Here is a 14880-nt window from a genome sequence, read left to right on the forward strand (position 1 = left end):
CGTTCCCGCTGCCATGATGCCTTAGCGGGATGCCGAGCCCTAATATAATCTCGTCCTGTTGAAGTAAGGGTTGTGGATAAGACCGATTTTAGGCGCCAGGTTCGATGTATTCGGCCGCGCAGGGGGCCTGCTGGACTACCACTTCTGCAGTAAAGGCGCTCGGGAAAGAGAAATCTCTTGGGAAACCAGAGATCGGCTGGTCGGAGTGGAGTGATTCGAACACTCGACCCCCACGTCCCGAACGTGGTGCGCTACCAGACTGCGCTACACTCCGTGACCAGCGGCGCCTCTATAGACCAGCATTTTTCATTGCACAAGCGCCGCTCATGAAAAATATGCGACAGCGGCGCGATCGCCAGCAACCCCGCTCCGGAAAGCCGGAAAACCAAGGCGTTGCAAAAAAGCGGCGCAGGACAAATTTGATGTCGGCGGGCGCTCATCGCCTCGCGAAGCCTGACAAAAATCTGTTACGTGCAGTCTCGAAAGACTTGCCTCAAAAGCCTTGCCTCCCAGGCACAACAGAAGACATGAAGGATTTTTCAGGATCATGAGCCGCCGCGTCATCGCATCGACTGCCCTTTTCGCACTCGCACTTTCGGCCTGCACCACCGTCAGCGTTGCCAGCAATCCGATCGAGACCCGCTGGGTGGGTCATTCGGCCGGTGAGTTCTTCGCGAAATTCAGCCCGCCGATCAGCGATATCGACGAGGGCTCCACGACCGTTTATACTTGGCGCGGAGGCTATAACCGCATCAAGCAGCAGGGCGGCCGCACCTCCAGCGTCAGCTGCACGGCCAAGATCACCGTCTCCTCCAGCTACGTGATCCGCGACATCACCATCATCTCCGATCGTCCGGGCGCCAACGGCCCGAGCTATTGCACGGAACTGCTGACCGCCAGCTGAGGCGCGCGAGCCCGCGCAGGCAGACGACATCAGTCATGAAAGCCGCCGGCCGCTGCCCGACAGGGTGAGAGCCGGCGGCAATTTCTGAATGCACCGCAGCGAAAGCGATGCTAGATCTCTCACCAGCGCCTTGAACAGCTTAACCGACGCGATCAAAGGCCCGGCGCAGCGCGGCAATGCCGCAATGGCCGTCATCGAGAGCGCATCAGGTGCGGAGGCCCGGCGTGGCGGAAGACATTACCTTCGACATGGAATTCACCCCTTCCTATGGCGTGCCGGTCACTGTTGCCGAAGGCGTGCAGCGGCTGACCGTCAACAATCCCTCGCCGTTCACCTTTCACGGCACCAATACCTACATCGTCGGCGGTTCGTCGGTCGCGGTCATCGATCCAGGCCCCGAGAACGAGGCGCATTTCGAAGCGCTGATGGCGGCGCTGAGGGGCCGCGAGGTCACCCATATCTTCGTCAGCCATACGCACCGCGACCATTCCCCGCTCGCCCGCCGGCTGCGTGAAGAAACCGGGGCGATCACCGTCGCCGAAGGACCACACCGGGCCTCGCGGCCGCTGCATGCGGGCGAGGTCAACCCGTTCGCGGAAAGCGCCGACACCGGTTTCGTGCCCGACATCGCGGTTACCGACGGGCAGTTGATCGAGGGGGACGGCTGGGCGCTGACGGCCGTGCATACGCCCGGTCACACGGCCAACCATTCCGCCTTCGGGCTGGAAGGAACCGGCGTGCTGTTTTCCGCGGATCACGTGATGGCCTGGGCGACGACGATCGTCGCGCCGCCGGATGGGTCGATGGCGGATTTCATGGCTTCGATCGAAAAGCTGCTGCCGCGCGAGGATCGCATCTTCTTTCCGGGCCATGGCGGCCCGGTGAAGGAGCCCGGCTCGTTCCTGCGGGGGCTCCGCACCCATCGGCGCATGCGCGAACGGGCGGTGCTGGAGCGCATCAAGGCCGGCGACCGGCTGATCCCCGACATGGTCAAAGTGATCTATGCCAGCACCGATCCGCGCCTGCATGGGGCAGCTGCCCTTTCCCTGCTGGCGCATCTGGAAGACCTGGTCGAAAAAGGCCGCGTGCTGACCGAAGGCCCGCCTTCGCTTGAGGGCGTATACTGGGCGACCTGAAGCGTGCTCCGCATGTCGTTATCGCAAAACCGCTGCACAGTTTTGCGCGACATGCTTTAGTTCCCGGCAATTCCCAGAAGTTCGGTATCGAGCCGGTCGAGGAAATCCTCGGCGATGGCTTCGCTCATTCCGAGGTCATGCGGCCCGTAACGCGAGGCGACGCGGATATCGACGGAGGTGGTCTCGGCATCTTCGCGCAGCCGGATCACGAGGTCGAAACGCAGGCCGAAAACCAGGGTGCGGGTCTCGCCCTGCAGCAGGACATCGCCGGCATTGACGAAAACCGGTGCGAGCGAGGGCTCCGGGCGCGGCAGCGGGATCGGCGCCACGTCCGGCACCGGCGCCTGTTCGTCCTGCGGCGCGGGACGCTGGGAGATATCCGGCGCAATCAGCTCGACGCCTTCCTTCTTGGTGATCGTGATCCGGGCGGAAAGCACCGCCTTCTGCACGCCCTGATAGACCCGGTCGAGGGCGCCCTCGTAACGCCTGCCGGTAAGGCCGGGATAGGCGGCGAACTGCACCCGCCGGTCGGCAGGCGTAAGGATCGTCGAGCGCGGCAGCCATTTCTGGCCGGCCTTCGGCTCGGCAACCCACGGCGGCGGGTCGGCAATATCGGTGGAAATGTCAAAGAGCGGCGGCAGGGTGAAATAATAGAAGGCGCCGGTCGCCACCACGGCGAGCGGGACCGCCGCATAGATCAGTCCTTTCGTCGCCGCGACGCCGCCGGTTGCCCCGACCTGCCAGAGCCGCACCAGGCCAATCAGCGACAAGGGAACCGAAACGGCTGCAATCGCCGCCGAGAGGAACAGCAGCGCCAGGAAATCGGGGGTTGCGAGCGGGCCGAAACGATGGGCCAGCGCGGCAATCACGAACAACGCCAGCGCCGACAAGGCCAGCCTGCGGGCCGTATAGGCCGAATGGGAAACGGGCCGGACAAAACGGACGGGCATGGGATCGGCAATGGCTCCATGGCAAAAGCGCTTGCTCCTGTGTAAAACAGCTTCGCCCGGAATGGAATCCCAAGGTTGCAGGCCGGCCGAATGAAAAGGAGTTCATGCCATGCGTCCTCACAGCCTTCTCCTCGTCACCTCGCTTTGCGCCCTGCTGGCCGGGTGCCAGACCATGACGCCGGAGGAACGCCGCGCGGCGGACGAAACCACCTGCGCCAGCTACGGCTTCAGGCGCGGCACGGACGCGATGGCGCGCTGCATGCTCGATATCGAGCTCGACCGCCGCGCCGAAGGCCGTTCGATGCAGTCCCGTGCCGATGCGATGATGTGGCGGCCGATGGTGGTCGAGCGCCGGGTGATCGTCGAGCGGCGCTGAACGAACGCGAGTGCCCATTCGATCACCGGCGGTATTGCAGCTCGATCTTCACGCCTTCCGGGCCGTAGACGAAGATCTGGCCGATGTCGGTATCAGGTATGGCGTCGTGTTCGAAGCGGTAACCCGTCGCCGTGATCCTCTCGACGGCCGCGTCGTGATCGTAAAAACCGAAAGCCACATGGTTGAACATGCCGGCCGGAAAATCTTCGTCACGGGTGACTACGCTCAGGTGAATGAAGGGATGTCCGTCGAGATAAAGCCAGCGGCCCGGATCGGAGAAGGGCGGCCGGTAGCCCTCCTCGGCCCCGAGCACCTTGCCCAGGAACGCGATCATCGCGTCGGCATCGCGCGTATGAATATTGACGTGGTCCAGGCGCGGCATGTTTTCCTCCCTGTCGCTCCCGGCGGACGATAGCATGGGAAGTCGCTCTCCTAAACCTCATGGCCGGACAGGCCGACGGCCGGCCTCAGAAGTTCTTCATGTTGTAATGGGGAATTCCCACGTCGAAGAACTCCTCGCCATAGGCCTTGAGGCCGAAACGCTCGTACATGGAGATCTTGTCGCTCTGGGCCGCCAGATGAAAGCGGTTATCCCGCGCCTGGCCGTGCGCCTCCATGGCGGCGCGGATCATCGCGCTGGCGACGCCCTTGCCGCGCCAGGGCCTGGTGACGGCGACCCGGCCGATCTTGACGCAATCCTCCGCGTAAATGACCCGCAGAGTGCCGCAGACTTCACCCGAAACGACGGCGACGAAGTGGAAGGCAGTCAGGTCGTCGGCATCGAATTCCATCTCGGCCGGCACGTTCTGCTCGACGATGAAGACCTCGCGGCGAAGGCGGAAACCCTCGTTGCAGAGCGTGCTGAAAACGGGCACGGCGAGAACGGTGACCTGGCTCATCCCTTCCTCCTTTCGATCGCCGCCTGCGCCGCGGCAAGGCGGGCGATCGGTACGCGAAAGGGAGAGCAGGAAACGTAGTCGAGGTCGGCATTCTCGCAGAAGCGGATCGAGGCGGGGTCGCCGCCATGTTCACCGCAGATACCGAGCTTGAGGTCGTTGCGGGTCCGGCGGCCGCGCTCGGCGGCGATCTGGATGAGCTCGCCGACGCCGTCGAAATCGAGCGAGATGAACGGGTCGTGCTCGATGATGCCTTTCCTCTGATAGGTGGGGATGAAGGCCGCCGCATCGTCGCGCGACATGCCGAAGGTCGTCTGGGTCAGGTCGTTGGTGCCGAAGGAGAAGAACTCGGCCGTCTCGGCGATGACATGGGCGCGGATGGCGGCGCGCGGCAGCTCGATCATCGTGCCGACGAGATAGGCGATCGGGACGCTGGTTTCCTTGGCGACATCCTCGGCGACGCGGTCGATGACGCCCTTCACATAATCCAGTTCCTTGCGCAGGCTGACGAGCGGCACCATGATTTCCAGCTCGACCGGTTCGCCCGTGAGCTTTCCGGCCTCCACCGCCGCCTCGAAGATGGCGCGCGCCTGCATTTCGGCGATCTCGGGATAGGAAATCGCCAGTCGGCAGCCGCGATGGCCGAGCATGGGGTTGAATTCGTGGATGGCATCGATGCGGCGGGCGAGGAAGGCCGGTGGCATTGCCATCGCCTTGGCGACTTCGGCGATTTCGGCTTCCGTCTTCGGCAGGAATTCGTGCAGCGGCGGATCGAGCAGGCGGATCGTCACCGGCAGGCCGTGCATGATGGAGAAGAGCTCGATGAAATCCGAACGCTGCATCGGCAGGAGTTTTCCGAGCGCCTCGCGGCGGCCTTTCTCGTCCTCGGCGAGGATCATCTCGCGCATGACGTGGATGCGGTCGCCTTCGAAGAACATGTGTTCGGTACGGCAGAGGCCGATGCCTTCGGCCCCGAAGGAGCGGGCGGCGCGGGCGTCCTGCGGCGTATCGGCATTGGTGCGCACGGTCATGCGGCGGGTCTTGTCGGCCCAGGCCATCAGCTTGCCGAAATCGCCGGAGAGTGCTGGCTGGATCATCGGCACCGCGCCCTTCAGCACCTGCCCGGACGAGCCGTCTATCGTAACCGTGTCGCCGCGCTTCAGCGTCACGCCGGCGCCGATCAGGAGTTCGTTGCGCAGATCGACCCGCATCGAGCCGGCGCCGACGACGCAGGGGATGCCCATGCCGCGGGCGACGACCGCGGCATGACTGGTCATGCCGCCGCGGGTGGTGAGGATCCCTTCGGCGGCGTGCATGCCGTGGATGTCTTCAGGGCTGGTCTCGATGCGCACCAGGATGACCTTGCGGCCTTCGTGTTCCGCCTCAACCGCCTCTTCGGCGGTGAAGACGATCTCGCCGGTGGCCGCCCCCGGGGAAGCCGGCAGGCCGGACCCGACCACGTGGCGCTCGACGCGCGGATCGATGGTCGGGTGGAGAAGCTGGTCGAGCGAGGGCGGTTCGATGCGGCAGACCGCCTCTTCCTCGGTGATGACGCCCTCCTCCACCATGTCGACGGCGATTTTCATCGCCGCGCGGGTGGTGCGCTTGCCTGAGCGGGTCTGCAGCATCCACAACTTGCCGCGCTCGACGGTGAATTCAAGGTCCTGCATTTCGCGGTAATGCGCTTCCAGCCGGTCGCAGATCACCTTGAACTCGGCGAACGTTTCCGGCATCAGCTTTTCCATCGACGGCTTCTCGGAGCCGGAGGCGATGCGTCCTTCCTCGGTGATCGATTGCGGCGTACGGATGCCGGCCACGACATCCTCCCCCTGCGCATTGACCAGAAACTCGCCGTAAAGCGCCTTTTCGCCGGTCGAGGGATTGCGGGTGAAGGCGACACCAGTCGCCGAGGACGAACCGAGATTGCCGAACACCATGGTCTGGACGTTGACGGCCGTGCCCCACTTTTCCGGAATGCGGTGGAGCATGCGATAGGTCATGGCGCGCGGGTTCATCCAGCTCGAAAAGACGGCACGGATGGCCCCCCAGAGCTGCACATGCGGATCCTGCGGAAAGCCGGTGTCCAGCTCGTCCTCGATCATCCTCTTGTAGAGGCTGACGACGTGCTGCCATTCGACGGCGGACAGATCGGTGTCGTAGTCGTGGCCGAGCCGGGCTTTCTCGTCCTCGAGTATCTCCTCGAAAATCTCGTGGTCGAGGCCCATGACCACATCGGCATACATCTGGATGAAGCGGCGGTAGCTGTCCCAGGCAAAGCGCGCGTCGCCGGCATCATGCCCGAGCGACTGCACGGTCTCATCGTTGAGGCCGAGGTTGAGGACGGTGTCCATCATGCCCGGCATCGAGGCGCGCGCGCCGGAGCGCACGGAAAGCAGCAGAGGCTTGGTCTTGCCGCCGAAGACGCGACCCGTCAGCCCCTCGATCGCGGTAACGCCTTCCAGGACCTGCGCCTTCAGGTCGTCAGGAAGCGTCCTGCCGTTCTCGAAATAGAAAACGCAGGCGTCTGCGACGATGGTCAGTCCCGGAGGAACGGGCAGGCCAAGGCTTGCCATCTCCGCGAGATTGGCGCCCTTGCCACCCAGCCGCTCGACATCCGTGGCGCGGCCCTCCGCCTCGCCACCGCCGAAGCGATAGACCCATTTCGACATTGCTGCTCTCCACCCGTCGCAGTCTTTTGCGCAATAACTACAAGTTTTATGACGGTTTGGAAACGGATGTAGGCAGGAATATGTTGCGTCGCAACAAGAGCGGCCGGAGACGGTCACAAATCGACCTGGGAGCGCCAAAGACAAAGCTTTGCGGGGCCGGATCACAGGCGGCCCCGCAAAGCTTTCCGCCCGGGACAGGAAACCCGGACGGGGGGTGGGAAACTTTAGTCGGACTGCGAAGCGTATGGACGCTCAAGCGCGTTCCAATTCCACGGCCCACAAAATAACAATAGTCAGAAAATTACATCCCCCATATGGGTGATTCTACGTATGTCCTAGGTACTTTACCCCCGGATGCAGCGCTAAAAATTGATGCTGATCAATGAATGACGTAAATCACGTCGCGTGAGAATGCAACTCGCGACAACCGGATCCCTTCAGCTCGCCTCGCGCAGAAGTTCCGCGGTCTGGAGATCGACGGAAACGAGCTGGGAAACGCCCTGTTCGCCCATCGTCACGCCGAAAAGGCGGTTCATGCGGGCCATCGTGATGGGATTATGGGTGATGATGATGAAACGGGTTTCGGTGGAGGCCGCCATCTCGTCCATGAGATTGCAATAGCGCTCCACATTGTGGTCGTCGAGCGGGGCATCGACCTCGTCCAGCACGCAGATCGGTGCCGGATTGGTGAGGAAGACGGCAAAGATCAGCGCCATCGCCGTCAGCGCCTGCTCGCCGCCCGACAAAAGCGTCATGGTCTGCGGCTTCTTGCCCGGCGGGCGGGCGAGGATTTCAAGACCGGCTTCGAGCGGGTCGTCCGATTCGATCAGCTGCAGTTCCGCCGTGCCGCCGCCGAAGAGATGGGTGAAGAGCCGCTGGAACTGTTCATTGACCACGTCGAAGGCGGCCAGCAGCCGCTCGCGGCCTTCGCGGTTGAGGCTCTGGATCGCACCGCGAAGCTTGCGGATCGCGTCGATGACGTCGGCGCGCTCGCGCATCAGGTTGTCGAGCTTGTCGGAAAGCTCCTTCTGCTCTTCGTCGGCGCGCAGGTTGACGGCGCCGAGCCTTTCCCGCTCCATGCGCAGGCGGTCGACCTCGCGTTCGATCTCGCGGACATCCGGCAGGGCCGAGTCGGGCTTCAGGCCCGCCAGCCGCAGGACCTCGTGGGGCGCGACATTGAGCGCCTCGCGGATGCGGTTCTCGCTCTCATGGCGCTTTTCGGCAGCCGAAACCAGACGCTCCTCGGCACGGCCGCGCTTTTCGCGCACCTCGGCCAGTTCCGACAGCGCGACGGTGGCAATCCGGTCAGCATCGCGCTGATGGGTTTCCGCTTCGGCCAATCGGTCGGCGGCGGCGCGGCGGGCCTCTTCCGCCTTCAGCAACTCGGTCAGCAGCGCGCGGCGCTTGTCGTCGAATTCCTCGGGCGCAGCTTCGAGATCGGCGATCTCTTCGCGGGCTTCTTCCTCACGTTCTCGAAGGCTGGCGATATGATCGGCGGCGCTCGCCGCCCGGGCCGTCCAGGAGGCGCGTTCCTGGGCGATCGCGGCAAGGCGCCGCTTGCGGGCCTCGGTCTCGCGGCTCAGGCCCTCGTAACGGGCACGCGCTTCAGCGAGCAGGCCGCGATCGGTCGCGACAACCGCCTGCTGGTCGCGCAGCCGGTTGTCGAGATGGGAAATATCGGGCGCGTCCTCGAGCTCGATGCGGGCGTTTTCTTCCTGGACGCCGAGATCCTCGATCTGCGCGGTTACCTGGTTCACCGCCTCGCCGGCCACATCGCGGCGGCGCATCAGGTCGCCGGCGGCACGTTCGGCAGCGGCCAGCGCATCGCGGGCTTCCGACAGCTGGCGGGCGACGATGCGGGCGCGGTCACGGGCATCCGCAAGGCGCCGTTCCGCAGCGGAAATTTCGGAAGCGGCAGCGGCGAGCGCCACTTCGGTTTCGGACAGCACGATGCGCGCTTCGTCGATCTCGGCTTCCAGTTCCGAGAGCCGGTTCTTCTGGGACAGGCGCAAGGCAGCCGCACCCGGCGCCTCGGAGCCGGTAACGTGGCCGTCCCAGCGATAGACGGCGCCTTCGCGGGTCACCAGGCGCTGGCCGGGCCGCAGCAGGCGCATCATCCGTTGGGCGTCCGCCGAAGCCACGACGCCGATCTGGGCAAGGCTGCGGGACAGTTCCGGCGGAGCGGTGACATGGGCGACCAGCGGCTGGGCACCCTGGGGCAGGCCGGGATCGCCCGAGCCGTCGCCATTCACCGACCAATAGGTGGGGGCCGACGCATCGACCGGGCTTTCGAGATCGTCGCCGAGCGCGGCACCGAGGGCCGCCTCGAAACCGCGATCGACGCGGATCATGTCGGCGACCGCCACGAAATCCCCCGATGTGGCACCGGCCGCGAGCATTTTCGAAATGGTACGGGCTTCCGTTTCCAGCGCATTGAGCGCCGAACGCGCGGCCTCCACCGGGCCGCGGGCCATCAGCTCGGCCGAGCGGGCTGCGGAAAGTGCCGCCTCCACGTCTTCGACCGCGATTGTCGCATCCTCGACGGCGATTTCCGCCGCTTCGACCGCTTCACGCCTTTCGGCCGGATCGTCGAGGGCGGATAGCCGCTCGTTGATGGCGTCAAGCTCGCCCGTGGCATCGCCAAGCTGCCGGTCGAGGCGCTGGCGGCGCTCCGTGAGATCGCGGATCAGCCGTTCGAGCTGGTGACGCCCGGCGGCGGCCTCCGCACGCTCGGCGGTGATTGCCGAAAACAGCGCTTCGCTCGCCGCAAGCGACGCGGCGGCAGCCTCGAAGGTCTCGCGCATCTCCTCGGCTTCGGAGCCGGAATCGGCAAGCATGTCGCTGATCTCGGCCTCTTCCTCGCCAAGCTTTTCGAGGAAGGCGGTATTGTCGGCGGCGAGCCGTTCTTCGCGGCCGATATCATCCCCGAGCTGGACGAGCCGGCGAGTGAGTTCGTCGCGGCGCTTCAGCAGTCGGTTTGCCTCTTCCTCCAGCTGGCCGCGGGCGATCTGCAGGCGCTGCAGGGCGGCACCGGCCTTGGCTTCCTCCTCGCGCAGTTCCGGCAGCCTGAGGCTGGCGATCGCCTGTTGCTTGGCGGCCTCCATCTGCGCCTGCGCCTTTTCGGCAACGACGCTGGTTACCTGGTTGAGCGCGCTTTCCGCCTCGCCTTCCGCCTCCCTGGCCTGCACCCAGCGGATATGCAGGAGCATCGCCTCGCGGGCCCGGATATCGGCCGACAGGGTCTTGAAGCGGCTCGCCTGGCGGGCCTGGCGTTTCAGGCTCTCGATCTGGCTTTCGAGCTGCGACAGCACGTCGTCCAGGCGTTCGAGATTGCCTTCGGCGGCGCGCAGCCGCAGTTCCGCCTCGTGGCGGCGAGAATGCAGGCCGGAAATACCGGCCGCCTCTTCGAGCAGCTGGCGGCGCGCCTGAGGTTTTGCCTGGATCAGTTCGCCAATGCGCCCCTGCCCGACCATGGAAGGCGAGCGGGCGCCGGTCGAGGCATCGGCGAACAGAAGCTGCACGTCCTTGGCGCGGGCTTCCTTGCCGTTGATGCGGTAGACGGAGCCGGACTCGCGCTCGATGCGGCGCGTCACCTGGATCTCGTCGGAATCGTTGAAGGCGGCGGGTGCCGTACGGTCAGAATTGTCGAGATAGAGGCCGACTTCGGCCGTATTGCGGGCCGGCCGGTTGCCGGAGCCCGAAAAGATCACGTCGTCCATGCCGGACGCGCGCATGTTCTTGTAGGAGTTTTCCCCCATCACCCAGCGCAGCGCCTCGACGAGGTTCGACTTGCCGCAGCCGTTCGGGCCGACCACGCCGGTCAGCCCGCGCTCGATGATAAATTCCGTCGGTTCGACGAAAGACTTGAATCCGAGGACGCGCAGCTTGTTGAACTTCATGCCGCGCCCCTCACCTTCCCGCCGGGGAAGGCGTGCTCACAACAGGCTGTCGATGAGCTTGGACATGGATTCAACAGACATATCTCCCGAATACTTCTTGCCGCCAATCAGGAAGGTCGGCGTGGAATTGACGCCAAATTCGTCCGCGCCCCTCTTAACGACGGCATTCACTTCATCGAGAAGCTTCTGGTTCGTCAAGCAGGCCTCGAAAGTCTGCTGTGAGTAACCCGCGAGTTTCACCGCCTGGAGCAGCGCATTGCGCACATTTCCGTCCGCCGGTGCCGCCCAGCCGCGCTGCTGCTTGAACAGCATCGAGACCATCGGGAAATACTGGGCGGGCGTCGAAGGCTCGGCCGCGTTCTGCGGGCTGCAGCGGGCAAGCATGAAAGCGGCGGTCGCGACCGGATCGAACGGGAATTCGCGGAGGATGAAACGCACCTTGCCGGTATCGATATACTTGGTCTTGATCGTCTCGAAGGTCTTGTTGTGGAAATTGGCGCAATGCGGGCAGGTCATCGACATGTATTCGATGATCGTGACCTTGGCCTTTTCGTCGCCCAGCGCCATTTCCGGAAGCGTACCCGGCTTCACTGCAGCGGCCATGTCCACGTTGCCCTGGGACTCCGGCAATTCCTGCGCGAAAGCTTCGGAAGCACCAAGCGGCAAGGCTAGGCAAACAGCGGTGACTGCCACTCCGCCGAGAAGCGCGCGCCTGGTCATGGTCATTTCGTTCATCTGCATGGAACACCCGTGTGCGAGAGATCTTCAATAAAGGTGACATTCCGTATCGCGGCGCCCCAGCGCGAACAAGCTGTCGATAGGCAAATCTCTTCAAAGAATTGTGACAAATCGGAGGTCTATCAAGAGGATCGGCGGGTTTATCTCTCAGACCTTGCGTTTCTGCTGCAGGACGGCGGTGCCGAGCCTTGCCACGGCCTTCTTGAGCGCCTCGCTTTCGATACCTTCCATCATGGTTTCCAGCCGCTTGGCGGCCTCGCCTTTCAAAGGCGGCGGCTTGCGGGGATGCTTGAAGGTCTGGGACACCGGTTTCTGGACGATGCGGATCTGGCGCACGGCCGGGAAACCGAAAAAGCCGTTGATACGGGCGATCAACTCACCCTGGGCATGGGTGAGGAAAAGAGCGCGCGCCCCTTCGCAGGCGATCGTCAGCACGCCTGCCTGGTGGCCGCCGCCGGAACCGGTGCCCTCGTCGCGGCGCGGCCAGGCGATCTTTTCCGGCCTCGTGCAATCGGCAAAGTCCTCGCCGGCGATCTCGTCCCAGGAGCCGAGCAGTGCCGTCGATATGCCGGCGCGACGGGCGAGCACCGGATCGATGATGCCGTTGGCGATTTCCGATATCTGCAGCTCGCGTTTCTTTGGATAACTCATGACGCCCGCCATTGCGGCCCCGGCAGGCCTTGATGCCGGCGCACTATTCCCACAACTATACGCCATCTCTTCCCATAACGGCAAACGATGCTCCAGACGATCAACATCACCCATGCGCGGAAGCTGCTGAACTGGTACGACCGGCACCACCGCGAGCTTCCATGGCGGGTGAGCCCGGCTGCTGCAGAAGCCGGGAAACGGGCCGATCCCTACCACGTCTGGCTTTCGGAAGTGATGCTGCAGCAGACGACCGTGCAGGCGGTGAAACCCTATTTCGCCAAGTTCCTGACGCTCTGGCCCAAGGTGACCGACCTCGCCGCCGCCCCGGTCGAGGACGTGATGGCCGCCTGGGCGGGGCTCGGTTATTATGCCCGCGCCCGCAACCTGAAAAAATGCGCCGAAGCGGTTGCGGCCGAGCATGGCGGTGTGTTTCCTGACACGGAGGAAGGCCTGCGAGCGCTTCCCGGCATCGGCGACTATACGTCAGCGGCAGTCTCGGCCATCGCCTTCAACCGCCAGTCCGCGGTCATGGATGGCAATGTCGAGCGGGTGATTTCGCGGCTCTACGCCATCGACGCGCCGCTTCCAGGCTCTAAGCCGGCGATGAAGGCAAGGGTCGCTGAACTGACACCCGCCGACCGGCCCGGCGATTTCGCGCAGGCGATGATGGATCTCGGCGCGACCATCTGCACCCCGAAACGGCCGGCCTGCGCGCTCTGTCCCTTCCGCGACGACTGTCTGGCCTTTGCGGAACACGACCCGGAACGGTTTCCGGTCAAGGCAGCGAAGAAGGAAAAGCCCGTGCGGCTCGGCGCCGTCTTCGTGGCCGTGACGCCCGAGGGCGAAGTGCTGTTGCGGCGGCGGGTCGACAGCGGTCTGCTCGGCGGCATGACCGAAGTGCCGACCACCGCCTGGACATCGCGCGTCGACGGCGGGACCACGACCGACCATGCCCCCTTCCCCGCCGCATGGGAGGCATCGGGCTCCGTCACTCACGTCTTCACCCATTTCGAGCTGAGGCTCTCGGTCTTCCGGGCGAAGACCGAAAGGGTCGCCACCGCCGACGGATGGTGGGAGCCGGTCGCAAATCTCGAGGCCCAGGCCTTGCCTACCGTGATGAAAAAAGCCATCACCCAGGCTATTCCACTGGCCTTCGAAAAATCCTCGAACTGATATCCCGGGACATATTCATGGCAGCCAAGATCGACCACATCGTCTTCGACATCGGCAAGGTGCTGATCCACTACGATCCGAACCTTCCCTATGCCCGCCTCATTCCCGACGAGGAGGAACGCAGATGGTTCTTTGAGAACGTCTGCACCCATGAATGGAACCTGGAGCAGGATCGCGGCCGCAAGTGGGAAGATGCCGAGGCGCTGCTGGTCGTGCAATATCCGGAGCGCGAGGAGCAGATCCGCGCGTTCCGCAAATACTGGCACGAAATGGTGCCGCATTCCTATGACGGCTCGGTCGCGATCATGGAGAGCCTGATCGACAATGGCCGCGACGTGACGATGCTGACCAATTTCGCCGCCGATACATTCGTGGAGGCCAGAAAAATCTTCCCCTTTCTCAACAAGCCGCGGGGCGTCACCGTGTCGGGTGAGATCGGACTGATCAAGCCGGACGTGGCTATCTACGAAAAGCATGCCCGCGACTTCGGCCTGACGCCGGAAGCCTCGATCTTCATCGACGACAGCCAGGCGAATGTCGAAGGTGCGCGCGCGGCCGGCTGGCAGGCAGTGCATTTCAAGGATGCCGAGACGCTGCGGCAGGACCTGATCGCCTACGGCATCGAGATATAGGACCTTCCGGCCGCCGGGCCGGTTCCTAGAGGATCCGGCTCACGGCACAGACGCGACCGACGACCTTCAGATCGGACAGGCCGTCCTTGAGGACATGCTGCGGGCTGTAGCGCTCCAGATTGTCCGGCAGGAGATCCAGGCTGCCGTCCAAAAGCCGCTGCACCCGCCGGGCAATCAGTTCCGCACCGGTATCGAACAGATAGACGCTCCCGTCCTCCAACTTGCGGTCGTTGATATCGATAAACATCGGCGTACCACCGACGATCGTCGGCGACATGCTGTCGCCGCTTGCGGATACGACCCGCATGTTTTCCGGATCGACCGAGAGCTTCGCCCAGAAACCTCCGGGGATGGCCGCCCATGTGGTATCGAGAGAAGACTGTCCTGAAACGTCTTCATAAGCCGGGATGAGTATGCGATCGGCGAGATCCCAGACCGGGCTCGGCTCGGAAAACCCGGCCGGCGGGATTTCCGGAGGTGAAAAATGGATGACTCCATCCTCGACCGACCAGTCGTTGCCGAGATATTCGATCGGCACGTCGGCGAGCTCCGCCATCATGTTGAGCGTGCTGTGGCGCGGTTCGGTCTTGCCGTGGCGATAGTTGTCGAGCGTGTTGTCGTTGAGGCCCAGCGCATCGACGACGCGCAGGCGGCCGCCGGCCAGTTCGCAGAGGATCAGCATCTTCAGCGCCACGGCCCGGCGCGCGGCATCCCTGCCCTCCCAGCTTGGAGAGAACCGCGCCAACGCACGCTCGATCCGGTGGCGCAGCTCGCCATTGACAGGCATGGACATTCTGAAAAACGCTAAATTCGAAATTCGTTCAACCCCATACAACCTACGATATCAAGCGCAGGT

The 14880-nt window shown here is 63.9% G+C and carries 13 protein-coding genes and 1 tRNA gene; 5 read left to right on the forward strand and 9 right to left on the reverse strand.

Features of this window, described 5'->3' with window-relative positions:
• Positions 1-197: 197 nt before the first annotated feature.
• Positions 198-274, reverse strand: a tRNA-Pro gene (locus GQ59_RS19460).
• Positions 275-547: 273 nt separating this feature from the next.
• Between GQ59_RS19460 and GQ59_RS19465 the strand changes: the two genes are divergently transcribed.
• Both GQ59_RS19465 and GQ59_RS19470 read left to right on the forward strand, forming a co-directional pair.
• Positions 548-904: a hypothetical protein gene (locus GQ59_RS19465; RefSeq protein ID WP_037084193.1), complete on the forward strand. Its 357-nt coding sequence runs from the start codon at positions 548-550 to the stop codon at positions 902-904.
• Positions 905-1152: 248 nt separating this feature from the next.
• The gene (locus GQ59_RS19470) at positions 1153-2040 is read left to right on the forward strand and encodes an MBL fold metallo-hydrolase (protein ID WP_037084401.1); all 888 of its coding nucleotides are present in this window, start codon (positions 1153-1155) and stop codon (positions 2038-2040) included.
• Positions 2041-2096: 56 nt separating this feature from the next.
• Here GQ59_RS19470 and GQ59_RS19475 read toward each other — a convergent pair whose 3' ends face one another.
• Positions 2097-2990, reverse strand: coding sequence for a DUF1499 domain-containing protein (locus GQ59_RS19475; RefSeq protein WP_037084196.1), 894 nt, complete (start codon positions 2988-2990; stop codon positions 2097-2099).
• Positions 2991-3099: 109 nt separating this feature from the next.
• On the opposite strand from GQ59_RS19475, the gene GQ59_RS19480 reads away from it, so the two are divergent.
• Positions 3100-3366 carry a hypothetical protein gene (locus tag GQ59_RS19480; RefSeq protein ID WP_037084197.1) on the forward strand — a complete coding sequence of 89 codons (267 nt, stop codon included), beginning with the start codon at positions 3100-3102 and terminating at the stop codon, positions 3364-3366.
• A 22-nt stretch (positions 3367-3388) separates the two neighbouring features.
• Here the strand turns inward: GQ59_RS19480 and GQ59_RS19485 are convergent, their stop codons facing one another.
• The 6 genes from GQ59_RS19485 to GQ59_RS19510 all read right to left on the reverse strand — a co-directional run bounded on the left by GQ59_RS19485 (position 3389) and on the right by GQ59_RS19510 (position 12219).
• Positions 3389-3748 carry a VOC family protein gene (locus tag GQ59_RS19485; protein WP_037084404.1) on the reverse strand — a complete coding sequence of 120 codons (360 nt, stop codon included), beginning with the start codon at positions 3746-3748 and terminating at the stop codon, positions 3389-3391.
• An 85-nt stretch (positions 3749-3833) separates the two neighbouring features.
• Positions 3834-4265, reverse strand: a complete 432-nt coding sequence (locus GQ59_RS19490) for a GNAT family N-acetyltransferase (protein WP_037084200.1) — start codon at positions 4263-4265, stop codon at positions 3834-3836.
• Positions 4262-6931, reverse strand: coding sequence for a pyruvate, phosphate dikinase (gene ppdK, locus GQ59_RS19495; RefSeq protein ID WP_037084202.1), 2670 nt, complete (start codon positions 6929-6931; stop codon positions 4262-4264). Before ppdK ends, GQ59_RS19490 begins: the two co-directional genes overlap by 4 nt.
• A 437-nt stretch (positions 6932-7368) precedes the next feature.
• Positions 7369-10830 (reverse strand): chromosome segregation SMC family protein, encoded by a 3462-nt coding sequence (locus GQ59_RS19500; protein ID WP_037084204.1) that lies wholly within the window; start codon positions 10828-10830, stop codon positions 7369-7371.
• 36 nt (positions 10831-10866) lie between these two features.
• Entirely contained in the window at positions 10867-11571 is a 705-nt protein-coding gene (locus GQ59_RS19505) for a DsbA family protein (RefSeq protein ID WP_037084205.1), read from the reverse strand.
• Between the two features lie 144 nt (positions 11572-11715).
• Positions 11716-12219 (reverse strand): DUF721 domain-containing protein, encoded by a 504-nt coding sequence (locus GQ59_RS19510; RefSeq protein ID WP_037084405.1) that lies wholly within the window; start codon positions 12217-12219, stop codon positions 11716-11718.
• Positions 12220-12306: 87 nt separating this feature from the next.
• Here GQ59_RS19510 and mutY point away from each other — a divergent pair, with 87 nt between their 5' ends.
• Positions 12307-13392 (forward strand): A/G-specific adenine glycosylase, encoded by a 1086-nt coding sequence (gene mutY, locus GQ59_RS19515; RefSeq protein ID WP_037084207.1) that lies wholly within the window; start codon positions 12307-12309, stop codon positions 13390-13392.
• A 17-nt stretch (positions 13393-13409) separates the two neighbouring features.
• A complete protein-coding gene (locus GQ59_RS19520; RefSeq protein WP_037084209.1) occupies positions 13410-14024 on the forward strand; it encodes an HAD family hydrolase in 615 nt (204 codons plus the stop codon).
• A gap of 25 nt (positions 14025-14049) precedes the next feature.
• Here GQ59_RS19520 and GQ59_RS30675 read toward each other — a convergent pair whose 3' ends face one another.
• On the reverse strand, positions 14050-14811 hold the full coding sequence (locus GQ59_RS30675) for a S24 family peptidase (RefSeq protein ID WP_162183308.1): 762 nt from the start codon (positions 14809-14811) through the stop codon (positions 14050-14052).
• Between the last annotated feature and the right edge of the window lie 69 nt (positions 14812-14880).

Source organism: Neorhizobium vignae (assembly GCF_000732195.1).
In the GTDB taxonomy this organism is placed as follows: domain Bacteria; phylum Pseudomonadota; class Alphaproteobacteria; order Rhizobiales; family Rhizobiaceae; genus Neorhizobium; species Neorhizobium vignae.